The sequence below is a fragment of the Streptomyces fumanus genome (assembly GCF_014655295.1).
GTDB lineage: Bacteria > Actinomycetota > Actinomycetes > Streptomycetales > Streptomycetaceae > Streptomyces > Streptomyces fumanus.
The window spans coordinates 53941-79032 of record NZ_BNBI01000018.1; the positions used below are offsets into that span (position 1 = coordinate 53941).

Below are 25092 nucleotides of genomic sequence, written 5' to 3' on the forward strand. Positions count from 1 at the left end.
CGCGGGTTCGATGGGGCTGATCCGGCAGTTCCCCGCGCTCCTTCGGGGCGCCCCCCGCCCCGCACAATGGAGGGGTGAACGAAGCCATACCTGTCCATCGCGTCACCGATTTCGGGACCGTCAAGCTCATGCCCGATGTCGACCGGGCGCGCGCCTGGTTGCTGACCGTGGACGGGGCGCCGCAGTCGTACGTCGACCTGGATGACCCGGCGCATCTGGAGTTCGAGTACGCGCGGCGGCTCGGGCATGTGCTGGACGCGGTCGCGGAGGCCGGGCGGGCGCTGGACGTGCTGCACCTCGGGGGCGGGGCGCTCACCCTGCCCCGGTACGTGGCCGTGACCCGGCCGGGGTCGCGGCAGGACGTGGTGGAGGCCGACCGGGGGCTGCTGGAGCTGGTCGCCGAGCATCTGCCGCTGCCGGACGGGGCCCGGATCGCCCTGCACGCGGCCGACGCGCGGGACTGGCTGTCGGCCGCCCCCGCGGGCTCGGCCGACGTGCTGGTCGCCGACGTCTTCGGCGGCTCCCGGGTGCCCGCGCACCTGACCTCGACGGAGTACGCGGGGGAGGTGGCGCGGGTGCTGCGGGCGGACGGGGTCTACCTGGCCAACCTCGCCGACGGGGCGCCGTTCGCCTTCCTGCGCTCGCAGTTGGCGACCTTCGCCGCGCACTTCGCGGAACTGGTGCTGATCGCCGAGCCGGGTGTGCTGCGCGGGCGGCGCTTCGGCAACGCCGTGCTGGTCGCCGCCCACCGGCCGCTCGACGCGGGCGCGCTGGCCCGGCGCACCGCCGCCGACGCCTTCCCCGCCCGGGTGGAACACGGCGCCGCGCTGCGGGCCTTCACCGGCGACGCGCGGCCGGTGCGGGACGCGGACGCGGTGCCGTCACCCGAGCCCCCCGAGGGCGCGTTCGGCATCGGGTGACTCCTGCGGGCCGGTGGACTCCCCCGGGGTGCGCCGCGTCACCGGGGTCGTGCGGCGGCGCAGGTCGCGGACGTCCGGGACGCACAGCACCGCCGCCGTGACCACCACGACCAGCACCGCGCACCCCCACAGGGACGCCGTCCGGCCGAAGGCCGTCTCCGCCGGGCCGGCCAGCGCGGTCGCCAGCGGCACCAGCGCCACCGAGCCGAACCAGTCGTACGCCGAGACCCGCGACAGCTTCTCCTCCGGCACCTCCTGGTGCAGGGCGGTCATCCAGGAGACCCCGAACACCTCCACCGTCACGCCGGTCACGAACATCACCGCGCACAGCACCCCGGCCGGCACCGGCACCGCCAGCGCGGCCGAGGGCAGGGCCAGCGGGAACACGCACAGGGTGCCGGCGAGCAGCAGGCGGCGCGGTCTCCAGCGGGTCATCAGCAGCGCCCCGCCGACCGTGCCCGCGCCGAACGCGGCCAGCGCCAGGCCCCAGGGACCGGCGCCGCCCAGCTCGTCCCGGGCGACCAGCGGACCGTAGACCGCCTCGGCGGCGCCCACCACCGCGTTGGCGAGGGAGAACTGGACGACGATGCTCCACAGCCAGGGCCGTCCGCTGAACTCCCGCCAGCCTTCCCGCAGATCGGAGAGCAGCCCGCCGCCCGGCGCCCGCGCCGGTATGTGACCGACGTCGAGGAAGGCCCGCAGCGCCCCGGCGACTGCGAAGGCCGCCGCGTCCGCCACCAGCACCCAGCCCGGCCCCAGCGCGGCGACCATCGCCCCGCCCAGCGCCGCGCCGCCCAGGCCCGCGCCGTGCATCGCCATCCGGTACACCGCGAACGCCCGCCCGGCCTGCTCGCCCCGGACCGAGGAGAGCAGCATGCCTTCGGAGGCCGGGCCGAAGAACGCCTGGCCGGTGCCGCCCAGCGCGGTCAGCAGCATCATCTGCCACAGCCTCGGCTCGCCGGTGAGCACCAGCAGGCCGAACGCGCCCTGCGACAGGCAGTTCAGCGCGTTCGCCGCGACCATCACCCGGTGCCGGGGCACCCGGTCCGCTATCGCGCCGCCGACCAGCAGGAACAGCACCAGCGGCAGGGTGCGGGCGGCGGCCACCAGACCCACGTCACCGCCGTCGCCGCCCGCCTGAAGGACCGCGAAGGCGGCGGCGATCAGCGCGCCGCTGCTGCCGAGGCCGGTGACCACCGCGGCGGCGGTCAGCAGCGTGTAGTTGCGGCCCGCCCAGGCGGGACGGCGGAGGAGGGGACGATTCGGCACCCGGTGACTATCGCCGCGGCGGACCCGACTTGCCAAATGCGATTCCGGCCGTTCCCGCGCGGTCGGGCCGCCCCCGGCCTCAGGAGTCCGTGGGCGGCTCCTCCGTGAGACGCACGGTGCTCAGGATCTTCCGCACGGTCGCCTCCGGGATCTCCTCGTCGACGCCCTTGGCGCCGTACAGGTTCCAGGTGACGAAGTCGCCCGCGCCGTTCTTGAACGCGAACGTGATCGCCTTGCCGTCGGTGGCGCACTTCCCCTTCTGCGGGGTGTTCTCCGAGTACGCCGTGGCGACGCTGCCCTTGATGCCGGACGCCGTGGTGTACGGCTTCGGCTTGCCGTACTTCACGCTCTTCTTGTCCGGCTGGGTGTAACCGCCGTAGATCCACCACGGCACCCGCGTCTCGGCGGCCATCTCGGTGTCCTTGGCGCCGCTCTCGCCCCGGGTGCCGGCGGTGGCCAGGGCGGTGTCCTCCTCCCGGCCGTCCTTGTCGTCGTCGCTGGTGCACCACTTGGACTTCAGATAGGCGGGGGCGGTGACGCTGGTGCGGTCCAGCGTTCCGTCCTTCTCCTCCCATTCGAAGCCGACGCTGGTCCCGGTGTTCTCGATCTCCCATTCGGCGGGTACGTCGAACATGGTGCCGAACCGGGGGTTGGCGACGACCTTCCAGCCGGGGACGGTGGCCTTCAGCTCCTCGCCGCCGCGCGGGTTGTCGGCGCTGCCGGAGGCGCTGGGCTCGGCCGGCTTCTCCGGCTCCGCCGAGCGGCTCGCCGACGGCTTGGCGTCCTTGCCCTCCGCCTCGTCGCCCTTGTCGCCGCCCAGCACCAGGAACCCGGTGACACCGGCGGCGACCACCACGGCGGTGGCCGCCACGATCGCGACCAGCTTGGTCCGGTTCCCGCCACCCCCGCCGGGGCCGCCGGGACCCGGCCGCGGCGCCCCCGCGGGCTGCGCGGGACCCCACTGCGGGCTCCCCGGGTAGGTGGGGGTCTGCTGGTAGCCGGGCTGCTGATACGGATTCGGCTGCTGGTACCCCGGCTGCTGGTAAGGGTTGTTCGCTTGCGGGTTCTGCTCGCCCCCGGGCGGCTGCTGTCCTGGCCACATGGGCAGCAACCCTAGCCGCGCCGAGGACACGATTCGGTCACCGGGCTTTGTCAGGGACGTACCGAATCCGGTCCCCGCTCAGGGGCCCCTGGCCCCGGAAGCTACTCGCGGGTAACGTGGCGGGCATGAGCGCAGAGCAGATGTCCATCGGCGAGTTGCTCGCCGCCACGGTGCCGATGGTGCGGACCCTGAACCTGGAGTACCTGGAGACCGGTCCGGACAAGGCGGTGCTGGCCCTGCCGGACCAGAGCGAGTACCGCAACCACGTGGGCGGGCCGCACGCCGGGGCGATGTTCACGCTGGGCGAGTCGGCCAGCGGCGCGATCGTGCTGGCCGCCTTCGGTGATCAGCTCGCGCGGGCCGTGCCGCTGCCGGTCACCGCGGAGATCGCGTTCAAGAAGCTGGCGCTGGGCCCGGTCACCGCCACCGCGACGCTGGGCCGGCCGATCGCCGAGGTGGTCGCGGAGCTGGACGCGGGCAGCCGCCCCGAGTTCCCGGTGAGCGTCACCATCCAGCGGGCGGACGGCGCGGTGACCGGCGAGATGACGGTCGTCTGGACGCTGCGGCCGAACGGCTGAGGGGGCCGGACCGGGGGAGGGGACGGTCGGGCCGGCCCCCGGGGACCTCGGGCGAGGTCGGCCGGGGACCTCCGGCGCGGGACGCACGCCGGTGCGGTGACGCAGTACGCTTCCCGGGACAGCAGGACGCGCGAATCGGAGGGTCTGGCGTTGCACGTCCAGGAGTGGCTCGACACCGTGCCGGCGGCGGCCGTCTACGCGGTCGTGGGACTTGTCATCGGACTGGAGAGCCTCGGCATCCCCCTGCCCGGCGAGATCATCCTGGTGTCGGCGGCGCTGCTGTCGTCCCAGCACGGCGGCATCGACCCGTTCGTCCTCGGCCTCTGCGCCACCGCCGGAGCCGTGATCGGCGACTCCATCGGCTACGCCATCGGCCGCAAGGGCGGACGGCCGCTGCTGGCCTGGCTGGGCCGGAAGTTCCCCCGCCACTTCAGCGAGGGCCATGTCGCCACCGCCGAGCGGTCCTTCCAGAAGTGGGGCATGTGGGCGGTGTTCTTCGGCCGCTTCATCGCCCTGCTGCGCATCTTCGCGGGCCCGCTGGCCGGTGTGCTGCACATGCCGTACTGGAAGTTCCTCATCGCCAACGTGCTCGGCGGCATCGCCTGGGCCGGCGGCACCACCGCCGTCATCTACTACGTCGGCGTCGTCGCCGAGTCCTGGCTGAAGCGGTTCTCCTGGCTGGGCCTGGTCGTGGCCGCCCTGATCGGCCTCACCTCGATGCTGGTCCTCAAGCGCAAGGCGAAGAAGGCCCAGGCGGCCCTTCCGGCACCGGAGGCGGAGACGCCGTAAGGGGCGCGGGGCACCGCGCGGCCGGCCACCGTGGACCCCCGCCCCGCGCCCCGCGGTCACCCCTCGTGCACCGCACGGTGCTCGCCCGCCAGCGCCGTGTACAGCGTGCCGTTGAGCGTCAGCCCCTCCCGCTCCTCCTCCGTCAGCGCCCTGCGCACCTTCGCCGGCACCCCCGCCACCAGTGACCCCGGCGGCACCCGCATCCCCTGCGGCACCAGCGCCTGCGCCGCCACCAGCGACCCCGCGCCGATCACCGCCCCGTTGAGCACCGTCGCGCCCATCCCGATCAGGCAGTCGTCCTCGACGGCCGCCCCGTGCACCACCGCGTTGTGCCCGATGGAGACCCGCTCGCCGACGGTTACGGGGAAGCCGGGGTCGGCGTGGAGCGTGCAGTTGTCCTGGACGTTGCTGCCCGCCCCGACCGTGATCCGCTCGACGTCGCCGCGCAGCACCGCGCCGTACCAGACGCTCGCCCCCGCGTGCAGCGTCACGTCCCCGATCACGGTGGCCCCCGGCGCCACGAACGCCTCCTGGTCCACCTTCGGTTCCCTGCCGCCGATGCCCGTGATCAGCGCCTTGTGCGTCATCGCTCGCCTCCTGGTCGGATGATGTACGGCACCGTACGCCACCCGGTGGGGTGAAGATCACAGCCGTCCGGGTCCGACGCCGCGCGGCGCGCTGAGTACCGTGAGCGGGTGCCCAAGCGCAGAAACTCGTTCTCCTCCTGGCGGCGCCGCCTCGCCCAGCGGGCCGTGCACGCGGGCTGGGCCTGGGCGCAGCGCACCGGCTCGGTCACCGCCGAGCACCCCGGGCGGTTCCGCTTCGGCGCGCTCGGCACCGGCACCCGGCTCGCCTTCCCGCTCGGCACGATCTTCGGCGAACCCTGGATCCACCTGGGCTCCCACTGCATCATCGGCGAACAGGTCACCCTGACCGCCGGTCTGATGCCCGACCTCGACCTCGGCCCGGAGCCGATCCTGCGCATCGGCGACGGCGTGGTCCTCGGCCGCGGCAGCCACGTCATCGCCGACACCACCGTCACCATCGCCGGCGACTGCTACTTCGGGCCGTACGTCTACGTCACCTCCACGAACCACTCCTACGACGACCCGCACCAGCCCATCGGCAAGCAGTGGCCGCGGATGGAGCCGGTCGAGATCGGCCCCGGCTGCTGGGTCGGCACCGGCGCGGTGATCCTGCCCGGCGCGCGGATCGGCCGGAACGTGGTGGTGGCCGCCGGCGCGGTGGTCCGCGGCACGGTGCCCGACCACGCCGTGGTGGCCGGCGCCCCCGCCCGCGTCGTACGGCGCTGGACGCCCGAGGACGGCTGGCAGCCGCCGCTGCGCACCCCGGCGCCGGTGCCGATCCCGGACGGGGTGACCCCGGCGCAGTTGCGCGCGCTGTCCCTGCTGGACGAGGAGACGGCGACCGCCCTGGCCCGGCTCGACACCGAGTCCTGAACGGGCCGCGCAGTACAGTGCGGTGCGCGAGCGGGCACCGCCGGACGCCGTGCGACCCCACCCCCGCACCCCCGCGAACGATGGACGGAACGTGTCGGACCTCGACCTGCTGACCCAGTCCCTGGCGCGCAACGTCAGACGCTGGCGCGCCGAGCGCGGCTTCACCCTGGACACCCTCGCCGCCCGCGCCGGGGTCAGCCGGGGCATGCTCATCCAGATCGAACAGGCCCGCACCAACCCCAGCCTCGGCACCGTCGTCAAGATCGGTGACGCGCTCGGCGTCAGCATCACCACGCTGCTCGACTGCGAGCAGGGCCCCAAAGTCCGGATCGTCCCCGCCGACCAGGCGGTCCGGCTCTGGCACACCGACGCGGGCAGCTTCAACCGGCTGCTCGCGGGCACCGAGGCGCCCGGCCCGCTGGAGCTGTGGGAGTGGCGGCTGATGCCGGGCGAGTCCAGCCCCTCCGACCCGCACCCCGCGGGCACGGTCGAGCTGGTGCACGTCACGGCCGGGGAGCTGACCCTCACCGTGGACGGCGCCGAGCACCGCGTACCGGCCGGGTCGAGCGCCTCCTTCGAGGCCGACGCCCCGCACACGTACGGCAACACCGGCGGCACCCCCATGGAAATGATCATGGCGGTGTCGGTGCCGCCCGTGCGGTGAGCGGCCGCCCGGCGGCTCTTGTTAGCGTGACGGGCATGCACCCACCTCTCGGCGACTTCGACCGCGCTCTTCCCGCCCCGGACTGCCTCGACGAGCTGACCCGCCCGGTCGCCGACGCCGTGCGCCACTGGCGCGGCAGCGTCCCCGCCGAGCAGATCGTCTACGTCGACACCGAACCGGAGTGGGCCGACACCGCCACCTTCGTCGAGCACTACGGCCGCGACCTGCTGGAGCGGTCCGCCAACTGCGTGGTCGTCACCGGCAAGCGCGGCGGCGGGACCACCCTCGCGGCGTGTGTCGTGCTGTCCACCACCCGGGTCGACGTCAACGGCGTCGTCCGCCGCCATCTCGGCGCCCGCAAGGCGTCGTTCGCGCCGATGGACACCGCGACCGGCGAGACCGGCATGGAGTACGGCGGCATCACCCCGGTCGGGCTGCCCGCGCACTGGCCGGTCCTGGTGGACGCGGCCGTCGCCGACCTGCCCTACGTGCTGGTCGGCAGCGGACGCCGGCGCGGCAAACTGCTGGTGCCGGGCAAGGCGTTCACCGAACTGCCGGGCGCCGTCGTCCTGGAGGGGCTCGGCGTCGCCTGACCGGGGGCGCGGCCGCCGTCCGGCCGGTCAGCGCAGACGGGGTATCTCGATCGCCGGGCAGCGGTCCATCACCATCTCCAGGCCCGCCGCGCGGGTCCGCTCGTAGGCCGCCTCGTCGACGACGCCCAACTGGAACCAGACCGCGTCCGCTCCCTTGGCGACCGCCTCGTCGGCGACCGCGCCCGCCAGGCCGCTGTTGACGAAGACGTCCACGACGTCCACGTCGAAGGGGATCTCCGCGAGCGAGGCGTACCCCCGCTCGCCGTGCACCGTCTCCGCCTTCGGATGCACCGGCACGATCCGCTTGCCGAAGCGCTGGAGCACCTCGGCGACGCCGTACGCCGCCCGGTTCCGGTTGGCCGACAGGCCGACCACGGCCCAGGTGTCGCCCAGCTCGGTGAGGATCCTGCGGACCGCTGCCTCGTCGCCGTACACCGGCGGCCTCCTCGTCCTGGTCTTTCCGCTGTCTCCTGCGCCAACGGACGGCGAGGGGCGGAGATTCCCGCCCCGGCAGCCTAGGCTCGCCCTGTGCTGCGCATCATCGACGCCCGGACCGGCGAACCGGTCACCGCCGCCCCCGCCCGCCGGGGCCTGACCCGGGTCGAGGCGCACGTACCGGCCCGGGACGCCACCGGCCTGCGCGTGCTGCTCGTCACCGATCTGCTGGTACGCGCCCTGGAACTCGGCGGCACCCCCGTACTGCCGGTGCTCACCGGCGACCGGGAGGAGGCGGAGCTGCGGGCGGACGCCGCGGCCCTCGGCGTCCGGCCGCTGGAGGACGGCCGGGACGCCGGTGCCCGGCTGGGCGCGGCGACCGTCCATGTGGTCGCCGAGGGCGGCACCGCCCCCGACGGCGCCTTGGTCGCCGTCGCCCCCGCCACCCCGGCGGCACCCGCCGACGACCCCCTCGCCCTGCGCGCGGCGCTGCTCGCCCGGCACCACCGGACGCCGGTCGAACTGGACGCCGCCGCGCTGGCTCAGGCCGGGGCCGGCCTGCTGCGCCGCCGCCGCGCGGTCGCCGACTGGGCCCGCCGGCCCTCCCGCCCGGTCCCCGAGGAGGTGCGCGGCCGGCTCCGCGCCGCCTGGGACGACGACCTGGACGCCCCCGGCGTGCTGCGGGTGCTCGACCGGGCGGCGGCCGACCCCGGCCTCACCGACGGCGCGCGCTTCGAGACGTACGCCTACGCCGACCGGTTCCTCGGCCTGGAACTCACCCGCGACATCGGCGCCCCGCTGTGAGGGGCCGGGCCGCCGCACCGCCCGTGACCAGGGCTTAGGCTGGCCGGATGCAGGACGAGTACCGCACCGTCGCCCGCGCCGGAGTGCACGAGACCGAGGTCAACCGCTCCCGCTTCCGGTGCGCCCTCGCCCCGGCCGCCACCGAGCGCGAGGCCCAGGACTTCATCGCCGCCGTGCGCAAGGAGCACGCGGACGCCACCCACAACTGCTGGGCCTACGTGGTGGGCGCCGACGCGTCCGTGCAGAAGGCGAGCGACGACGGCGAACCCGGCGGCACCGCCGGCCTGCCCATGCTCCAGATGCTGCTCCGCCGCGACATGCGGTACGTGGTCGCCGTCGTCACCCGCTACTACGGCGGGATCAAGCTCGGCGCCGGCGGCCTCATCCGGGCCTACGGCGGTGCCGTCGGCGAGGCCCTCGACGCGCTCGGCACGCTCACCCGGCGCCGGTTCCGCCTCGCCACGGTGACCGTCGACCACCAGCGGGCCGGCAAGCTCCAGAACGACCTGCGCGCCACCGGCCGCGAGATCCGCGAGGTGCGCTACGGGGAGGCCGTCACCCTGGAGATCGGCCTCCCGGACGCCGACGTGCCCGCCTTCCGCGCCTGGCTCGCCGACGCCACCGCCGGCACGGCCGGACTCGTCCTGGGCGGGGAGGCGTACGGGGACGCCTGAGGGATGCCCGCTTCCGGTCCGGGCGGCCACCGTCGGCGTGTGACCTCTTCCGCCTCCGAGACCGGCATTTCGCACATCCCCTGCCATTCCGGCACCGGGTCGGATGGCCGCGTCGAGGTCTCTGGGATACGCGGGGCCGGAAGGCGTTAACGTGGTCCGTGCTGACCACGGGCCAGTGCTGGTCGCTGCTGGTGCTGGAGGCATAAGAGGGAGAGACGTGCGGGCCGGAGCGCTGTCGTGAGGTTGCTGCACACGTCCGACTGGCACCTCGGCCGGTCCTTCCACCGGGTGAACATGCTCGGCGCCCAGGCCGCGTTCGTCGACCACCTCGTCACGGCCGTCCGCGACCACGCCGTGGACGCCGTGGTCGTGGCCGGGGACGTCTACGACCGCGCGGTCCCGCCGCTGGCCGCCGTCGAACTCTTCGACCGGGCCCTGCACCGCCTCGCCGATCTCGGCGTCCCCACCGTGATGATCTCCGGCAACCACGACTCGGCCCGCCGCCTCGGCGTCGGCGCCGGACTGATCGACCGGGCCGGCATCCACCTGCGTACCGACCCCGCCCGGTGCGGCACCCCCGTCCTGCTGGCCGACGCCCACGGAGAGGTCGCCTTCTACGGGCTGCCCTACCTCGAACCGGCCCTGGTCCGCGACGAGTTCGCGGTGCCCCGGGCCGACCACGAGGCGGTGCTCGGCGCCGCCATGGACCGGGTCCGCGCCGACCTCGCCGCCCGTGCCCCCGGCACCCGGTCCGTCGTCCTCGCGCACGCCTTCGTCACCGGCGGCGAGCCCAGCGACAGCGAACGCGACATCACCGTCGGCGGGGTCGCCGCCGTCCCGGCCGGGATCTTCGACGGCGTCGACTACGTGGCACTCGGCCACCTCCACGGCTGCCAGACCCTCACCGACCGGGTGCGCTACTCCGGTTCCCCGCTGCCGTACTCCTTCTCCGAGGCCACCCACCGCAAGAGCATGTGGCTCGTCGACCTCGACGCCGCCGGGACGGTCACCGCCGAGCGCCTCGACTGCCCGGTCCCGCGCCCCCTGGCCCGGCTCCGCGGCACCCTGGAGGACCTGCTCGCCGACCCGGAGCTGACCCGGCACGAGGAGGCGTGGGTGGAGGCGACCCTCACCGACCCGGTGCGCCCGGCCGACCCCATGGCCCGGCTCACCGCCCGCTTCCCGCACACCCTCCACCTGGTCTTCGACCCCGACCGGGCCCCCGACGACCCCGGCCTCTCCTACGCCCGCCGGCTCGCCGGGCGCGGCGACCAGGAGATCGCCGAGGACTTCGTCGCCCATGTGCGCGGCGCCGGACCCGACGCCCGCGAACAGGCCGTGCTGCGGGACGCCTTCGACGCGGTCCGCGCCGACGACACCGCCCGGGAGGTGGCCCGGTGAGATTGCACAAGCTGGACATCACCGCGTTCGGGCCGTTCGGCACCACCCAGAGCGTCGACTTCGACGCCCTGTCGGCGGCCGGACTGTTCCTGCTGCACGGCCCCACCGGCGCCGGCAAGACCTCCGTCCTCGACGCCGTCTGCTACGCGCTGTACGGATCGGTGCCGGGCGCCCGGCAGAACGGCCAGGGCACCGCCCTGCGCAGCGACCACGCCGCCCCCGGCGTGCGCACCGAGGTCCGCCTCGGCCTCACCGTCGCCGGCCGCCGGCTGGAGATCACCCGCCAGCCGCCCTGGGAACGGCCCAAGAAACGCGGCACCGGCACCACCGTCGACAAGGCCCAGACCTGGCTGCGCGAGTACGACACCGCCACCGGGACCTGGAAGGACCTCAGCCGCTCCCACCAGGAGGCCGGCGAGGGGATCACCCAGCTCCTCGGCATGAACCGGGAGCAGTTCTGCCAGGTCGTGCTGCTGCCCCAGGGCGACTTCGCGCGGTTCCTGCGCGCCGACGCCGAGGCCCGCGGCAGACTGCTGGGCCGCCTCTTCGACACCCGCAGGTTCGCCGAGGTGGAGAAGCGCCTCGCCGAGCGGCGGCGCACCACCGAGGCCCGGGTCCGCGACGGCGACGGCGCGCTGCTCGCCGACGCCCACCGGATGCAGCAGGCCGCCGGCCACACCATGGCCCTGCCCGACCTCGCGCCGGGCCAACCCGGCCTCGCCGAGGCCGTGCTGGGCGCCGCCGCCGTCGCCCGCAGCACCGCCCGGGAGCAACTGGCCGTCGCCCGCTGCCGGCTCACCGCCGCCGAGTCCGCCCAGGCGGCCGCCGAACGCCACCTCGCCGAGGCCCGCGAACTCGACCGGCTGCGGCGGCGGTTCACCGAGGCACGGGAGCGGGCCGACCGGCTGGCCGAGCGGGCCGGCGCCCACCGGGAGGCCCGGCAGCGGATGGAGCGGGCCCGCAAGGCGGAGGCCGTCGCCCCCGCGCTGGAGCTGCGGGACGCCACCGAGACCGAACACCGGCGGGCGGCCGGCGCCGAGGCCCGCGCCCGGGCCCTGCTGCCCGACGGCCTCGCGGACGCCGGGGCGGCCGGGCTGGCCGCCGCCGCCCGCCGGGCCGCCGAGGAACTGGGCGGCCTGGAGGCGGCCCGCCGCGCCGAGGACCGGCTCGCCGGACTCGTCCGGGAACGCGCCGCACTCGACCGCGACGAACGCGCCGACGAGGAACTCCTCGCCGAGGCCGAGAGCTGGCTCGCGGCCTGGGACACCACCCGCGCCGCCCTCCAGCACGACGTCGAGACCGCCCAGGAGGCCGCGGCCCGCGCCGAACACCTCGCCGTCCAGCGCGAACCCGTGCAGCGGCAACTGCGGGCCGCCCGGGAGCGGGACCGGCTGGCCGGCGACACCGACACCGCCCAGCGGCGCGCCCTCGCCTCCGCGACCCGCGCCGCCGAGGCCCGCGCCCACTGGCTGGACCTCAAGGAGCAGCGCCTGGACGGCATCGCCGCCGAACTCGCCGCCCGCCTCACCGACGGCCGGCCCTGCGCGGTCTGCGGCGCCACCGAGCACCCCGCGCCCGCCCGCAAGGACGCCGGGCACGTCGACCGCGAGGCCGAGGAACGCGCCCTCGCCGCCTACCAGGAGGCCGAGGAACGGCGCGCCGAGGACGAACGGCGCCTCGGTGCCGTCCGCGAGGCGCTGGCCGCCGCCACCGCCGAGGCCGGCGACACCCCCGCCGACCGGCTCGCCGAGGAAGCGGCCGAACTGGAACGCCGGTACGCCGAGGCGCGCGCCGCCGCCTCCGGGCTGCACGCCGCGCACGAGGCGCTGCGCCGGGCCGAACAGGAACGGGAGCGGCGGATCGCCGACCAGCGGGACGCCGCCGTCCGCGCCGCCTCCCGGGTCGGCCGCCGGGACCGCCTGGAACGCGAACGGGCCGTCCTGGAGCAGGAGCTGGCCCAGGCGCGCGGCAGCGCGGCCAGCGTGGCGGCGCGCGCCGACCAGCTTCGCCGGCGGGCCGCCCTGCTCACCGAGGCCGCCGAGGCCGCCCGGGCCGCCGAGGACACCGCGCAGCGGCTCAAGGACGCCGACGCGCGCCTCGCGGACGCCGCCTTCCGCGCCGGGTTCGACACCCCGGGGGCCGCGGCCGAGGCGCTCCTGGACGACGCCGCCCACCGCGAACTGCAACGGCAACTGGACGCCTGGGGGGCCGAGGAGGCCGCCGTCCGCGCGGTCCTCGCCGAGGAGGACACCGCCGCCGCGGCCCGCCGCCCGCCCGTCGACCTGGCCGCGGCCGAGCGGGCCGCCGAGGCCGCCGCCCGGCAACTGCGCGAGGCCGCCTCCGCGCGGGACGCCGCCGCCCGGCGCTGCGCCGAACTCGACCGGCTGTCCGCCCGCGCCACCGCCGCCGTCCGCGCGCTCGCCCCGCTGCGCGAGGAGTACGACCGGGTGGCCCGGCTGGCCGCGCTGACCGCGGGCACCTCCGCCGACAACGAACGCCGGATGCGCCTGGAGTCCTACGTCCTCGCCGCCCGCCTGGAGCAGGTCGCCGCCGCCGCGACCGTACGGCTGCGGCGCATGTCGTCCGGGCGGTACACCCTGGTCCACTCCGACGACCGTGCCGGGCGCGGGCGCAGCGGTCTCGGTCTGCACGTCGTGGACGCCTGGACCGGGCGCGAGCGGGACACCGCGACCCTGTCCGGCGGCGAGACCTTCTTCGCCTCCCTCGCCCTCGCCCTCGGCCTCGCCGACGTGGTCACCGAGGAGGCCGGCGGGGTCCGGCTGGACACCCTCTTCATCGACGAGGGCTTCGGCAGCCTCGACGACCAGACCCTGGACGAGGTCCTGGACGTGCTGGACTCGCTGCGCGAACGGGACCGCAGCGTCGGCATCGTCAGCCACGTCGGCGACCTGCGGCGGCGGATCCACGCCCAGTTGGAGGTCGTCAAGGGCCGTACCGGGTCGGCGCTGCGGCAGCGCGGCACGGGCTGAGCCCCAAGCGGTCGGCGCAGGTTGTGCCCCCTCAGCGGCCGACCGGGCGGCGGGGGAGCGGCGAGGAGTAGACGACGCTGGTGGTCACCGAGCCGAGGGCGCCGATCCGGCCGGAGACTTCCTCCAGGTGCCGCATCGAACGGGCCGCGACCTTGATCACGAAGCAGTCGTCGCCCGTGACGTGGTGCGCCTCCAGGATCTCCGGGGTGGCGGCGACCAGGTCGTGGAACGGCTTGTAGTTGCCGGTCGGATAGCGCAGCCGCACGAACGCCAGGATGGGCAGCCCCAGCCGGTCGGGGTCGACGACCGCCGCGTACCCCTGGATGACGCCCGCCTCCTCCAGGCGGCGCACCCGCTCGGTCACCGCGCTCGCGGACATCGACACGGCCCGGGCCAGCTCGGCGAAGCTGGCCCGTCCGTCCCGCTGGAGGACATCGAGGATGCGCCAGTCGGTGGCGTCCGGGGAATACGCGGTCATGCCCGAGGAATAGCAGGGGAATCCCCGGCGGATCAAGCGGGGTGCCGGGGATCGTCCCTTCTGGCGGCGGCCGGACGACCGTAGATTTCCGGACAGAAGATCCCCTCCGCCGAGGAAAGGCCCGTTCGATGACCCGCACCGCCCCCGCCCCCGCCCCCGCTCCGAGCGTCACGCCCGCCGAGGCCGCCGCCTACTTCCGGGCGAGCCTCGCCTTCCACGCCGACGTGTCCGACGTCGCCGCCGCGCTCGCGGCCGGCCGGGACCCCGGGTTCGTGGTGGTCGACTCCCGCTCCACCGCCGCCTGGGACCAGGGCCACATCCCCGGCGCCGTCCACCTGCCGACCGCGCTCGTGCCCGAGCAGGCCGGCGCGCTCCTCGACCCGTCCGTGCCGGTCGTCACGTACTGCTGGGGGCCCGGCTGCAACGGCGCGACCCGCGCGGCCCTCGCCCTGGCCGAACTCGGCTACCAGGTAAAGGAGATGCTCGGCGGCTTCGAGTACTGGGTGCGCGAGGGCTTCGCCTACGAGACCTGGCAGGGGCAGGAGCGGCGCCCGGCCGACCCGCTGACCGCGCCCGTGGACGCCGCCGACTGCGGCTGCTGACGGCCCGGACCCGATATCCGGGTGCGGGCGGGGGAGCGGCCGACCATCATGGACGACCATGCCACGACTTCCCCACCCGTCCCCCGAGGAACTGCGCCGCGACCCGCTGCCCCTGCGCGGCCGGACCGCGCTGGTGACCGGCGCCAGCCGGCGCGACGGCATCGGCCACGCGGTGGCGCGCCGGCTCGCCGCGTACGGGGCCGGCGTCTACCTGCACCACCATGTGCCGCACGACGCCGCCATGCCCTGGGGCGCCGACCGGATCGACGAGGTGCTCGCCTCCGTCCGCGAGGCGCTCGGCGACCCCGGCGCCACCGTCGCCGCCGGGCCCGGGGACCTCGCCGACCCGGAGGCCCCGGCCGCGCTGGTCGCCACCGCCGCCGGGGCGCTCGGCGGGCGGCTCGACATCCTCGTCGCCAACCACGCCCTCAGCGGCAGCGACGGCACCCTCGACACCGTCGACGCGGCCATGCTCGACGCGCACTGGGCCGTCGACACCCGCTCGGTCCTGCTGCTCGTCCAGGCGTACGCCCGCTCGCGCGCCGCGCTGGAGCCGCGCACGCCGGGCGGACGCGTGGTGCTGATGACCTCCGGGCAGGACCTCGGAGGCGGCATGCCCGGCGAGATCGCCTACGCCCTGCAGAAGGGCGCGCTCGCCTCCGTCACCCGCTCGCTGGCGACCGCCCTGGCGGAGCGGGCGGTGACCGTGAACGCGGTCAACCCCGGCCCCGTCGACACCGGTTACCTCACCGGCGAGGCGTACGACGCGGTCGCCGCGATGTTCCCCGGCGGACGCTGGGGGATGCCCGACGACCCGGCCCGCCTCATCGCGTGGCTCGCCACGGACGAGGCGGAGTGGATCACCGGTCAGGTCATCGGCTCCGAGGGCGGGTTCCGCCGCTGAGGACCGCGCCGGCCGGTTCAGAGGCGGGCGAGTTCGTCCACCAGGTCGTCCAGGCCGAGCGAGCCCTGGGAGAGCGCGGCCATGTGCCACGCCTTGAGGTCGAAGGCGTCGCCGTGGCGGGCGCGGGCCTTCTCCCGGCCCAGCAGCCAGGCCCGTTCGCCCAGCTTGTAGCCGATCGCCTGGCCCGGAATGGTCAGGTACCGGGTCAGCTCGCTCTCCACGAAGTCGGCTGGCCGGCTGCTGTGCGCCGCGAAGAACTCCTGCGCCAGCTCCGGCGTCCACCGCTCACCCGGGTGGAACGGCGACTCGGCGGGGATCTCCAGCTCCAGGTGCATGCCGATGTCGACGATGACCCGGACGGCCCGCATCATCTGCGCGTCCAGGTAGCCGAGCCGCTCCTCGGCGTCGGTGAGGAAGCCCAGTTCGTCCATGAGCCGCTCCGCGTACAGCGCCCAGCCCTCGGCGTTGGCGCTGACCAGCCCCACCGACGCCTGGTAGCGGGAGAGGTCGCCGGCGACGTGCGCCCACTGCGCGAGCTGGAGGTGGTGGCCCGGCACGCCCTCGTGGTACCAGGTCGACACCAGGTCGTACACCGGGAAACGGGTCTGGCCCATCGTCGGCAGCCAGGTGCGGCCCGGACGGGAGAAGTCCTCCGAGGGGGAGGTGTAGTACGGCGCCGCCGCGCTGCCGGGCGGGGCGATCCGCGACTCCACCCTGCGCACCCGCTCGGCGAGTTCGAAGTGGGTGCCGTCCAGCTCCTCGATGGCCCGGTCCATCAGGCCCTGGAGCCAGTCGCGGACCTCGTCGACGCCCTCGATGTGCCGGCCGTGCTCGTCCAGGTGGGCGAGGGCCGCCCACGGGCTCTCGGCGCCCGGCAGGATCTTCTCCGCCTCCCGCTTCATCTCGGCCAGCAGCCGGTGGTACTCGGACCAGCCGTACGCGTACGCCTCGTCCAGGTCCAGGTCGGTGCCGTTGAAGTAGCGCGCCCAGCGGGCGTAGCGCTCCCGGCCCACCGTGTTCGGGGCGTCCGCGACGGCCGGGGCGTACACGTCGCGCATCCAGTCGCGCAGCTCCGCCACGGCCGCCGTCGCCGTCCGGGCCGCCTCGTCCAGCTCGGCGCGGAGCGACTCGGGGCCGGCGGCGGCGAAGTCCTCGAACCAGCCGCGGCCCTCGCCGGTGTCCGCCCACTCGCCGAGCTGCCCGACGAACGTCGCGGTCGGCCGCGGGGCGGCCGGCAGCTTGCGCTCCAGCCCCAGCGTCAGCGACTCGCGGTAGCCGGCCAGCGCGGCCGGGACCGCCCGCAGCCGCTCGGCGATCCGGGTCCAGTCCCCGTCCGTCCCGGTCGGCGTCACCGTGAACACCTCCCGCACGTGGTGCGCGGGGGTGTCCATGTTGCCGACCGAGCGCAGGCCCTCCTCGGCCTCGTGCACGGCCAGTTCGGCGGTGAGCCGCTCGCGCAGCAGTCGGGCGCAGCGCCGCTCCACGTCACTGTCGCCGCCGGGCCGGCGCTCCGCCTCGTCCAGCTCGGCCAGGGTGGTCCGGGCCAGCTCCGCGAGCGCCTCCTGGCCCGCCGGTGAGTAGTCGGGCAGCCGACTGGAACTCTCGGGGACGCCGAGGTACGTACCGGTGACCGGGTCGAGGGCGATGAGGGCGTCGACGTAGGCGTCGGCGACCTCGCGGGGCAGCGGGCTCTTCGTCTCTGACATGCGGACATCCTCGTACGCAGACCGGTGGCGCGTCAGCCCGCCCGGGCAGGCCGGGTGCCGTGCGGGACCGGATTTCGCTCAGGGCGTGGCGGGCCGGCGGGACGACGGGGCGCCGGTCCCGGGGCGGGGGGTCACTCCTGGGTCACCCGCTGCCCGTGCGGCGACCGGGTGCCGGCGGCGGCCGGGTCCAGGGTCGCGGTGATGACGAGGGTGCCCTCCTCGATCTGGTAGTCGAGGGGCAGGCCCAGGCCGCGCATGGCCGCGACCATGGCGGTGTTGGACGCCTGGGTCACCGCGTACACCTGGGCGCAGCCCGCCTCGGCGGCCATCGCCACCAGCCGCGCCAGCAGCCCGGCGCCGATGCCCCGGCGCTGCCAGGCGTCCTCGACCAGCAGCGCGACCTCCGTCTCGTCCCCGTCCCACAGCAGGTGCCCGAGCCCGACGATCCGTCCCGCCGCGGTCTGCACGGCGAGCGTCCGGCCGAAGCGCGGGCTGAGCAGATGGCCGAGGTAGCGGTCGGCGTCCCCGACCGGCCCGTGGTAGCGCAGCCCGAGGGTGCGCGGCGAGCAGCGGTCGTGCATCGCCTTGGCCGCCGCCAGGTCGCCGGGGTCGGCGCGGCGGACCGTGAGGTCGGCACCCCGCGGCAGCGCGAGTACCTCCTGGCCGCGCGGCACCCGGGGGCCGAGCCGCGCGTCCAGCTCGACCAGGGCCCGGGCGCGGGCGAACTCCGTCGGCGTGAACGGCAGATGGGGCCGCTCCACGCTGATCGTGCCGCCCTCCGGGGCCCGCAGCCTCAGCACCGTGCCGTCGAGGACCCCCTCGGCCGGCACGCCGGCGGCCGCGCCGGCCGCCGGGGCGGGCAGCGACCGGATCGTGCACCGGCCGAGCAACTGGCGCAGCGCCAGCGGCAGTTCCGCCGCGTCCAGGGCGGTGCGGGCGGCGAGGCCCAGCACCCGGGTCGGCGCGTCGACCAGATCGTGGGCGTCGGCCCGCTCCAGCCAGGTGTCGGTGCCGCCCGCCGCCGCGACCACCGCGGTCAGCTCCGGGCCGGGCAGCGCGGCCGGGGCGCGCAGCAGGAACTCGTCCACCGTGCCCTCGGCCAGCGGGTGGGTCTGGAGGCTGAGGATGTCCACCCACCGCTCGGCCAGGGCCGTGCACAGCGCGGCCAGCGAACCGGGCTCGTCCCGCACCGTGGTCCGCATCCGCCACAGCGCGCTCTCCGCGGCCCCCGCCGCGGTCCCGGCCCCGGTCTCCGTCCCGGCCCGCGGCCGGGCACCGGTATCGTCCGCCGGCGGCGCGTGGCCGTGGCGGCGTGTCCACCAACTGCCCAGGCCCGCCGTGATCGCGGCGGCGGCCCCGGCCGCTCCCCGTCGACGGTTCTTCGCGCTGCGCGTCACATCGGACATGTCTCGGCTCATACGGCCACTGTGAAGGTACGGTGTTGCCTGATCACGAACGCCCTGTGTCCGATGGGTAAAGAGTACTTCTGCCCTGGATTGTCGGCTCTTGAACCTTTGGCCGGGCGTGCCGGAACCGCCCGGGGCCGCGCACCGGGGGATGACACCGGTGCGCGGCACGGGGACAGGCTACGGGAGCTACTGGCCGATCCGCCCCGGCTGGAGCACCTTGGTGAACAGCACGGTGCCGTCCTGCTCGCGCAGCCTCACCGTCAGTTCGGCGCTGTCGCCGTCGATGTCGACCTCGCCGAAGAACTGGTAGCCCTCGGCGGGCGAGACGTTGGAGGCGGTGGGCGCCTTGACGAAGACCCGCTCCGGGCCGAACGTGCCGTCCAGCGCGCTGGCCGGGAAGGCGCCCGCGTTCAGCGGGCCGGAGACGAACTCCCAGAACGGCTCGAAGTCGGTGAACGCGGCCCGCGACGGCTGGTAGTGCTGCGCCGAGGTGTGGTGCACGTCGGCCGTCAGCCACACCGTGCCGGTGATCCGCCGGTGCTTGATGAACCGCAGCAGCTCGGCGATCTGCAGCTCCCGGCCGAGCGGGGCGCCCGGGTCGCCCTGCGCGACCGCCTCGAAGTTGGGCCGGCCCTCGGTGGTGTCCGGCACCACCAGGCCGATCGGCATGTCGGCGGCGATCACCTTCCACACCGCCCGGGACCGCGACAGTTCCCGCTTGAGCCACTCCAACTGCTCGCGGCCGAGGATGCCGCGCGGGTCCGTCCTCTGGTCGTCGGGCGAGTTGGCGTTGCGGTACGTCCGCATGTCCAGCACGAACACGTCCAGCAGCGGGCCCTGGCGCAGCACCCGGTGCACCCGGCCCTCGCGGGCGCCCGGCCGGAGCGTGGAGATCGGGAAGTACTCGGCGAACGCGCGCCGCGCGCGGGAGGTCAGCACGTCCACGCTCTTCTCGGTGTACCGGCCGTCGGAGTCGGCGATCACCTGGCCCGGGTACCAGTTGTTGCGGACCTCGTGGTCGTCCCACTGGATGATCGACGGGACCTGGGCGTTGAACCGCCGCAGGTTGTCGTCGAGCAGGTTGTAGCGGAAGTTGCCGCGGAACTCGGCCAGGGTCTCGGCGACCTTGGACTTCTCCTCGGTGGTGATGTTCCGGTAGACGCCGCCGCCGGGGAGGGCCTGGGTGGCGGGGATCGGGCCGTCGGCGTAGATGTTGTCGCCGCTGCACAGGAAGAAGTCCGGGTCCAGCGCGCCCATGGCGTCGTAGATGCGGTAGCCGCCGAGGTCGGGGTTGATGCCCCAGCCCTGGCCGGCCTGGTCGCCGGACCACACGAAGCGCACGCCGTCGCGGCGGCGGACCGGGACGGTGCGGAAGGTGCCGGTGACCGGCTCGCCGGTGCGGCGCGGGTCGTCCGGGTCGGCCAGCAGCACCCGGTAGTGGATCTGCTCGCCGGCCGGCAGGCCGTGCACCCGGGTGGTGCCGGTGAAGTCGGTGCCGGGGCCGAGCAGCGGGCCGTGGAACCGGCGCGGGTTGCGGAACGACTCGGTCGCGGAGGTCTCGACGATCATCCGGGCCGGCCGGTCGGACCGTACCCAGACCAGGCCGGAGTCCCGGGTCACGTCTCCCGTCTGCACCCCCCAGCCCGCGCCCGGGCGCCCCGAGCGGGCGAAGGCCGGTGCCGCGCCGAGGGCGGTGGGCAGGGTGAGCGCCGCCGACGCGGCGAGGGAGCCGCGCAGGACGCTGCGGCGGCCGGGGAAGGGACGGTGGGACATGGCTGCGGCCTCCAGGGGCGTGATCCGGCCAAATGGTCACCGCCACACCTACTGGTGCGGTACGGCGGCCACGCGAACCCCAGGTGAACAACGGTACGAACCCCGCCGGGGAAGACCGGCCGCACCCGGCGCGCGCGTCACGGCCCGGGCAGTGCGGCACCCGCCGCCGGCCGTTCGCACCCGGTACGCACATCACGACCCGGTCAGGGCGGCATCCCTTCGTCGGCCGTTCGCACCCGGCGCGCGCGTCAGGGCCGGTCAGGCGGCGGCCCCCGCCGGGACAAGGCCCCGTCAGGACCCCGCCGCCCCGGCCATCAGCCGCACCCCGTCCGCTATCCGCCGCGGGGACAGGTGCGCGTACCCGAGCACCAGCCGCACCCCCGCGTTCCCGCCGGCGCCACCTGGGTGCGCGTACTCCGTCAACGCCCGTACCGCCACTCCCGCCGCCCGCACGCGCGCGAGGAAGGCGTCCTCGGGGCCGTACCGCTCGGGCAGCGCGGCGATGACGTGCAGGCCGGCCGCGATGCCGGTCACCTCCGCGCCGGGGAAGTGCGCCGCCAGCGCGGCCACCAGGGCGTCGCGCCGCTCCCGGTAGGCGGCCTGGCAGCGGCGCAACTGGCGGTCGTAGTCGCCGCGTTCCACGAACCGGGCGAAGAGTTCCTGGTCGAGGGCCGGGTGGCCGAGGTCCAGGGTGCGCTTGCGCTCGACCACCGCCTGAGCCAGTGACTCCGGCACGAGCAGCCAGCCCAGCCGCAGTCCCGGGGCGAGCGACTTGCTCACCGACCCCGTATAGGCGACGCGTTCCGGATCGAGGCCCTGGAGGGCGCCCACGGGAGCCCGGTCGTAGCGGAAGTCGCCGTCGTAGTCGTCCTCCAGGACGTAGCCGTCCACCGACCGCGCCCAGTCCAGCAGGCCGGTGCGGCGCCGCGCCGAGTAGGCGATACCGGTCGGGAACTGGTGGGCCGGCGTCGTCACCACCGACCGCACGCCCGAGGCGCGCAGCGGCCCCAGGGCGATCCCCTCGTCGTCCAGGGGCACCGGCACCGCGGTGACCCCCGCCGACGCGTACAGGGCGGCGTGCTGCGGGCTGCCGGGATCCTCGACGCCGACGGCGGTCGTCCCGCGCGCGTGCAGCACCAGACCGAGCAGCGCGGCCGCCTGGGCCACCCCGGAGACCACCACGATCCGCTCCGGGTCGGCGACCACGCCCCGGCGCCGGGCGAGCAGCCCGGCCAGTGCCGTCCGCAGCCGGGGCAGTCCCCGCGGGTCGGGGTAGCCGAGGCCCTGGTGCGGCAGCTCGGCCAGCACCGCCCGCTGCGCGGCGGCCCACGCCGGGCGCGGGAACAGCGACAGGTCGGGGGTGCCGGGCACGAAGTCGGCGCGCGCCCCCCGGGCGCCGGGCGCGAGGTCACGGGCGCGCGGACGGGCGGCCCGCACCGCGTCGCCCACCCAGGTCCCCGCGCCCCGCCCGCTGCGCAGATAGCCCTCGGCGGTCAACTGCTCGTACGCCTGTGTGATCAGCCCGCGCGACACGCCGAGGTCGGCGGCGAGGTCCCGGCTGGACGGCAGCCGGGTGCCCGGCGCGAGCCTGCCCGAGCGGACCGCGTCCCGCAGCGCCGCCCGCAGGGTGCGGCCCCGCGCGCGTGCCGGTGCGGACACGGCCGGCAGCAGCAGTTCCCAGGCGGCGGTGCCGGCCGCGGTGCCGGCCGCGGTGTCCGGGCCGTTCCCGGCCGACGTCATGGAAAGGGCCCCCGGAAGATCGCCGTGTCTCAAACGCCCCCACTCTACGAGGTGTTGAGCGCCGAGGGGTGACCGCCGCTGGTGCGTAAACAGGAGTGACAGACCACAGCGAGGGGGCAGGCTGATGTCGGGCCCCGGAATCGTACGCGCAGATCTGGAGCGCCCGTGGACGCCAAGAACCGATTCGAGACGAAGACCACCTTCGCCCTCTCCCGACTCGAATGGCTGGCCGTGCTGGCCGTGTCGCTCGTGCTCGCCTTCCAGCACCTGTCGGACATCCGGTGGGGCGTGTTCGTGCTGCTTTTCGCGGTGATCGACGTCATCGGTTATCTGCCCGGCGCGATCGCCTTCCGGCGCAGCCCCGACCGGCGGATCCCGCGCGGCTACTACGTCGCCTACAACGTGATGCACAGCCTGGTCACGGCCGGTGTCCTGGCGGGCGCCTGGGCGCTGCTGGTCCGCCCGGAATGGGCCCTGCTGGCGCTGCCCATCCACCTCATGGTCGACCGGGCGCTGTTCGGGAACTCCCTGAAACCCTTCGGGGTCCCCTTCGAACCGGAGACCGACCCGGAGTTCCGCGAATTCCAGCGGAAATACCGGCCGGTGTTCCCCGGGGATTCCGCCCCGCGCACTCCCGTGGAGGGCACGCATGCCGTCCGTGCTTGACACCCTCGCCGCGCACAGCGACAACCCGAGCTGCTTCCTCGCGCTCAACAGCGGAAACGAGTACTTCCGCGACGACCGGTACGACGGGACCTGCGCCTACCGCACCTCGGGGCGTTACGTCCTGCAGTTCGGCGGCCCGTTCACCGCGCCGGAACACCGGGACGCCCTGCTGGACGCCTTCGTGGCGCACGCCGGCCGGCGGCTCCTGGCGGTGCAGCTCCAGCGCGAGGACGCCGAGCTGTACGCCCGGCACGGCTTCACCGTCAACCAGATCGGGGCGTCGTACGCCGTCGACCTGTCCCGGTTCACGCTGCGCGGCTCCCGGTTCGTCCGGCTGCGCAACAAGATCTCCCGGGCCCGGCGGGCCGGCCTGGAGGTCACCGAGGTCGAGGACGGCGACGACCGCACCGACCTCGACCGGATCGACCAGAGCTGGCTGCGGGACAAGGGCCGGCGCGTCAAGGAGCTGCGGTTCCTCGTCGGCCAGCGCACCGGCCCGCTGCAACGCCACCGGCGGCTGTTCGCCGGCCGGATCGCCGGCGAGACCGTCGGCTACATCAACTACTCGCCCGTCTACGGCAGCCGGCCCGGCTGGCTGCACGACCTCAGCCGGCGGCGGCCCGACGCGCCGCCCGGGGTGATGGAGGCGCTCAACGCCACCGTCATGGAACGCCTGGGACAGGAGGGCGCGGGCTGGCTGCACTTCGGGTTCACCCCGTTCACCGGACTCGACCCCGACCACGAACTGCCCGCCGCCAGTGCCCTGTTCACCCGGTTCGTCCGGCTGCTCGCCGCGCACGGCGAGGCGATCTACCCGGCCGCCTCCCAACTGGAGTACAAGCAGAAATGGGCCCCCCACGTGGTCCTCCCCGAATACATCGCCTTCCACGGCAGACCCCGCCCCGGCGCGGTCTGGCAACTGCTGCGCGCCACCAACGCCGTATGAGATCCCCCATGCCGTCGTCCGGGAGGACCGCACGCCCATGAGATTCCTCGAACGTGAACGCACCACCCTCGCCAAGCTCCTCCCCGACCTGGACTCCGCGCTGCGGGAGACGCCGCTGATGGAACTGGAGCGGCCGGGCGGTCCGGGCATCGGCCTGTTCCGGGACAGCGGCGGGCCCGGCCTGCTGGTGCCCGAGTCGCACCGGGGCCGGGGCGCCAGCACCCTGGACGCGCTGCGGGTGCAGCGGGCCATCGGCAGCCGCTCGCCGTCCCTGGCGGTGGCGACCACCATGCACCACTTCTCCATGGCGACCCTGGTCGGCCTCGGCGGCCTCGGCGAGGGCCTGGAGTGGATGCTGATCGAGGGGGTGGCGGCCGGCAACCGGATCCTCGCCTCCGGCTTCGCCGAGGGCCGCAGCGGCGCCGGCGTCCTGGAGCCGTCGATGACCGCCACCGTCACCGGCGACGCCATCCGCATCAACGGCGTCAAACGGCCCTGCAGCCTGGCCCGCTCCATGGACGTGCTGACCGCCAGCGTCCTGATCCCGCGCGAGGACGGCCAGGGCGAGGAACTGGCCGTGGCGCTGGTGCCCGCCGACAGCGAGGGCATCTCCGTCACCGGCTTCTGGTCCAGCAGCTTCCTGGCCGGCGCCGAGAGCGAACAGGTCACCCTCACCGACGTCCTCGTCCCCCAGGACCTGGTGCTGCGCACCCACTCCGCGGCCGGCGAGTCCCTCGACGAACTGCAGACCGCGGGACTCATCTGGTTCCAGGTCCTGATGACCGGCAGCTATCTCGGCGCGGCCAGCGCCCTGGTGGAACGGGTGCTGCTCAACGACCGCATCCCCGAGGCCGAACGGGTCCGGCTGTTCCTGGAGACCGAGTCGGCCATGGCCACCGTCGAGGGCGTCGCCCGCCGCGTCGACGCCGGGGAACTCGACGAGGCCGCCCTCTCCCAGGCCCTGTGCGCCCGCTACGGCGTCCAGGACGCCCTCGCCCGGATCGTCCCCCGCGCGGTCGAACTGCTCGGCGGCCTGAACTTCATGGCCTCCGACGAGATCGGCCACCTCGCCGCCTGCGCCCACGGCCTCTCCCTGCACCCGCCGTCCCGCTCCCGCATGACCGGCCCGTTCTCCGCGTACCTGGCCGACCGTCCGCTGGCCATCGCCTGACGGCCCCGCCCCCCGCCC

Annotated in this window: 24 protein-coding genes; 15 read left to right on the forward strand and 9 right to left on the reverse strand. The window is 75.1% G+C overall.

Going from position 1 to position 25092, the window contains the following annotated elements; genetic code table 11:
• Positions 1–74: 74 nt before the first annotated feature.
• Positions 75–920 carry a spermidine synthase gene (locus IE316_RS31055; protein WP_190207852.1) on the forward strand — a complete coding sequence of 282 codons (846 nt, stop codon included), beginning with the start codon at positions 75–77 and terminating at the stop codon, positions 918–920.
• On the opposite strand, the gene IE316_RS31060 is transcribed toward IE316_RS31055, so the two are convergent.
• Positions 882–2189: an MFS transporter gene (locus IE316_RS31060; protein ID WP_229910633.1), complete on the reverse strand. Its 1308-nt coding sequence runs from the start codon at positions 2187–2189 to the stop codon at positions 882–884. The genes IE316_RS31055 and IE316_RS31060 overlap by 39 nt on opposite strands.
• 79 nt (positions 2190–2268) lie before the next feature.
• The gene (locus IE316_RS31065; protein WP_190207854.1) at positions 2269–3291 is read right to left on the reverse strand and encodes a DUF8017 domain-containing protein; all 1023 of its coding nucleotides are present in this window, start codon (positions 3289–3291) and stop codon (positions 2269–2271) included.
• 140 nt (positions 3292–3431) lie between these two features.
• On the opposite strand from IE316_RS31065, the gene IE316_RS31070 reads away from it, so the two are divergent.
• Together IE316_RS31070 and IE316_RS31075 are read left to right on the forward strand one after the other, a co-directional pair.
• Positions 3432–3869, forward strand: coding sequence for a DUF4442 domain-containing protein (locus IE316_RS31070; RefSeq protein ID WP_190207961.1), 438 nt, complete (start codon positions 3432–3434; stop codon positions 3867–3869).
• A gap of 150 nt (positions 3870–4019) precedes the next feature.
• A complete protein-coding gene (locus tag IE316_RS31075; protein ID WP_190207962.1) occupies positions 4020–4658 on the forward strand; it encodes a DedA family protein in 639 nt (212 codons plus the stop codon).
• Between the two features lie 56 nt (positions 4659–4714).
• Here IE316_RS31075 and IE316_RS31080 read toward each other — a convergent pair whose 3' ends face one another.
• Positions 4715–5245 carry a gamma carbonic anhydrase family protein gene (locus IE316_RS31080; protein ID WP_190207855.1) on the reverse strand — a complete coding sequence of 177 codons (531 nt, stop codon included), beginning with the start codon at positions 5243–5245 and terminating at the stop codon, positions 4715–4717.
• 108 nt (positions 5246–5353) lie between these two features.
• On the opposite strand from IE316_RS31080, the gene IE316_RS31085 reads away from it, so the two are divergent.
• From IE316_RS31085 to IE316_RS31095, 3 genes are all read left to right on the forward strand, one after another.
• Positions 5354–6118, forward strand: a complete 765-nt coding sequence (locus tag IE316_RS31085; protein ID WP_190207856.1) for an acyltransferase — start codon at positions 5354–5356, stop codon at positions 6116–6118.
• A 91-nt stretch (positions 6119–6209) separates the two neighbouring features.
• Positions 6210–6782, forward strand: a complete 573-nt coding sequence (locus IE316_RS31090) for a helix-turn-helix domain-containing protein (RefSeq protein ID WP_190207857.1) — start codon at positions 6210–6212, stop codon at positions 6780–6782.
• Between the two features lie 35 nt (positions 6783–6817).
• Positions 6818–7375, forward strand: a complete 558-nt coding sequence (locus IE316_RS31095) for a YbaK/EbsC family protein (RefSeq protein WP_190207858.1) — start codon at positions 6818–6820, stop codon at positions 7373–7375.
• A gap of 27 nt (positions 7376–7402) precedes the next feature.
• Here IE316_RS31095 and IE316_RS31100 read toward each other — a convergent pair whose 3' ends face one another.
• Complete coding sequence (locus tag IE316_RS31100) at positions 7403–7810, reverse strand: CoA-binding protein (protein ID WP_190207859.1); 408 nt, start codon at positions 7808–7810, stop codon at positions 7403–7405.
• Positions 7811–7903: 93 nt separating this feature from the next.
• Between IE316_RS31100 and IE316_RS31105 the strand changes: the two genes are divergently transcribed.
• The 4 genes from IE316_RS31105 to IE316_RS31120 all read left to right on the forward strand — a co-directional run bounded on the left by IE316_RS31105 (position 7904) and on the right by IE316_RS31120 (position 13679).
• Positions 7904–8614 carry a hypothetical protein gene (locus IE316_RS31105; RefSeq protein WP_190207860.1) on the forward strand — a complete coding sequence of 237 codons (711 nt, stop codon included), beginning with the start codon at positions 7904–7906 and terminating at the stop codon, positions 8612–8614.
• A gap of 47 nt (positions 8615–8661) precedes the next feature.
• A complete protein-coding gene (locus tag IE316_RS31110) occupies positions 8662–9288 on the forward strand; it encodes a YigZ family protein (RefSeq protein ID WP_190207861.1) in 627 nt (208 codons plus the stop codon).
• Between the two features lie 237 nt (positions 9289–9525).
• On the forward strand, positions 9526–10689 hold the full coding sequence (locus tag IE316_RS31115) for an exonuclease SbcCD subunit D (protein ID WP_190207862.1): 1164 nt from the start codon (positions 9526–9528) through the stop codon (positions 10687–10689).
• Positions 10686–13679, forward strand: coding sequence for an AAA family ATPase (locus IE316_RS31120; protein ID WP_190207863.1), 2994 nt, complete (start codon positions 10686–10688; stop codon positions 13677–13679). Before IE316_RS31115 ends, IE316_RS31120 begins: the two co-directional genes overlap by 4 nt.
• Positions 13680–13710: 31 nt before the next feature.
• Here IE316_RS31120 and IE316_RS31125 read toward each other — a convergent pair whose 3' ends face one another.
• On the reverse strand, positions 13711–14157 hold the full coding sequence (locus IE316_RS31125) for an Lrp/AsnC family transcriptional regulator (RefSeq protein WP_190207864.1): 447 nt from the start codon (positions 14155–14157) through the stop codon (positions 13711–13713).
• A 128-nt stretch (positions 14158–14285) separates the two neighbouring features.
• Between IE316_RS31125 and IE316_RS31130 the strand changes: the two genes are divergently transcribed.
• Complete coding sequence (locus IE316_RS31130) at positions 14286–14759, forward strand: rhodanese-like domain-containing protein (protein ID WP_190207865.1); 474 nt, start codon at positions 14286–14288, stop codon at positions 14757–14759.
• Between the two features lie 58 nt (positions 14760–14817).
• Entirely contained in the window at positions 14818–15663 is an 846-nt protein-coding gene (locus IE316_RS31135; protein ID WP_190207866.1) for an SDR family oxidoreductase, read from the forward strand.
• Between the two features lie 17 nt (positions 15664–15680).
• Here IE316_RS31135 and IE316_RS31140 read toward each other — a convergent pair whose 3' ends face one another.
• From IE316_RS31140 to pdxR, 4 genes are all read right to left on the reverse strand, one after another.
• Positions 15681–17369: a DUF885 domain-containing protein gene (locus tag IE316_RS31140; protein WP_190207867.1), complete on the reverse strand. Its 1689-nt coding sequence runs from the start codon at positions 17367–17369 to the stop codon at positions 15681–15683.
• Between the two features lie 131 nt (positions 17370–17500).
• Entirely contained in the window at positions 17501–18775 is a 1275-nt protein-coding gene (locus tag IE316_RS31145) for a GNAT family N-acetyltransferase (protein WP_229910634.1), read from the reverse strand.
• A 189-nt stretch (positions 18776–18964) separates the two neighbouring features.
• Positions 18965–20551 (reverse strand): alkaline phosphatase D family protein, encoded by a 1587-nt coding sequence (locus tag IE316_RS31150; protein ID WP_190207869.1) that lies wholly within the window; start codon positions 20549–20551, stop codon positions 18965–18967.
• Between the two features lie 291 nt (positions 20552–20842).
• Complete coding sequence (gene pdxR, locus IE316_RS31155; RefSeq protein ID WP_190207870.1) at positions 20843–22291, reverse strand: MocR-like pyridoxine biosynthesis transcription factor PdxR; 1449 nt, start codon at positions 22289–22291, stop codon at positions 20843–20845.
• Between the two features lie 165 nt (positions 22292–22456).
• Between pdxR and IE316_RS31160 the strand changes: the two genes are divergently transcribed.
• From IE316_RS31160 to IE316_RS31170, 3 genes are read left to right on the forward strand one after another with little or no spacing between them, the layout of a single operon-like run.
• Positions 22457–22957 carry a hypothetical protein gene (locus IE316_RS31160; RefSeq protein ID WP_190207871.1) on the forward strand — a complete coding sequence of 167 codons (501 nt, stop codon included), beginning with the start codon at positions 22457–22459 and terminating at the stop codon, positions 22955–22957.
• The gene (locus tag IE316_RS31165; RefSeq protein ID WP_190207872.1) at positions 22941–23903 is read left to right on the forward strand and encodes a bifunctional lysylphosphatidylglycerol flippase/synthetase MprF; all 963 of its coding nucleotides are present in this window, start codon (positions 22941–22943) and stop codon (positions 23901–23903) included. The genes IE316_RS31160 and IE316_RS31165 overlap by 17 nt, the downstream gene beginning before the upstream one ends.
• 37 nt (positions 23904–23940) lie before the next feature.
• Entirely contained in the window at positions 23941–25074 is a 1134-nt protein-coding gene (locus IE316_RS31170) for an acyl-CoA dehydrogenase family protein (protein WP_190207873.1), read from the forward strand.
• Positions 25075–25092 lie beyond the last annotated feature (18 nt).

Bases quoted from the DNA above. Each gene is read 5' to 3' on its own strand.
- IE316_RS31065 (WP_190207854.1), bottom strand. From the start codon at position 3,291: ATGTGGCCAGGACAGCAGCCGCCCGGGGGCGAGCAGAACCCGCAAGCG.
- IE316_RS31070 (WP_190207961.1), top strand. From the start codon at position 3,432: ATGTCCATCGGCGAGTTGCTCGCCGCCACGGTGCCGATGGTGCGGACC.
- IE316_RS31080 (WP_190207855.1), bottom strand. From the start codon at position 5,245: ATGACGCACAAGGCGCTGATCACGGGCATCGGCGGCAGGGAACCGAAG.
- IE316_RS31095 (WP_190207858.1), top strand. From the start codon at position 6,818: ATGCACCCACCTCTCGGCGACTTCGACCGCGCTCTTCCCGCCCCGGAC.
- IE316_RS31110 (WP_190207861.1), top strand. From the start codon at position 8,662: ATGCAGGACGAGTACCGCACCGTCGCCCGCGCCGGAGTGCACGAGACC.
- IE316_RS31125 (WP_190207864.1), bottom strand. From the start codon at position 14,157: ATGACCGCGTATTCCCCGGACGCCACCGACTGGCGCATCCTCGATGTC.
- IE316_RS31130 (WP_190207865.1), top strand. From the start codon at position 14,286: ATGACCCGCACCGCCCCCGCCCCCGCCCCCGCTCCGAGCGTCACGCCC.
- IE316_RS31135 (WP_190207866.1), top strand. From the start codon at position 14,818: ATGCCACGACTTCCCCACCCGTCCCCCGAGGAACTGCGCCGCGACCCG.
- IE316_RS31140 (WP_190207867.1), bottom strand. From the start codon at position 17,369: ATGTCAGAGACGAAGAGCCCGCTGCCCCGCGAGGTCGCCGACGCCTAC.
- IE316_RS31145 (WP_229910634.1), bottom strand. From the start codon at position 18,775: ATGTCCGATGTGACGCGCAGCGCGAAGAACCGTCGACGGGGAGCGGCC.
- IE316_RS31150 (WP_190207869.1), bottom strand. From the start codon at position 20,551: ATGTCCCACCGTCCCTTCCCCGGCCGCCGCAGCGTCCTGCGCGGCTCC.
- pdxR (WP_190207870.1), bottom strand. From the start codon at position 22,291: ATGACGTCGGCCGGGAACGGCCCGGACACCGCGGCCGGCACCGCGGCC.
- IE316_RS31165 (WP_190207872.1), top strand. From the start codon at position 22,941: ATGCCGTCCGTGCTTGACACCCTCGCCGCGCACAGCGACAACCCGAGC.
- IE316_RS31170 (WP_190207873.1), top strand. From the start codon at position 23,941: ATGAGATTCCTCGAACGTGAACGCACCACCCTCGCCAAGCTCCTCCCC.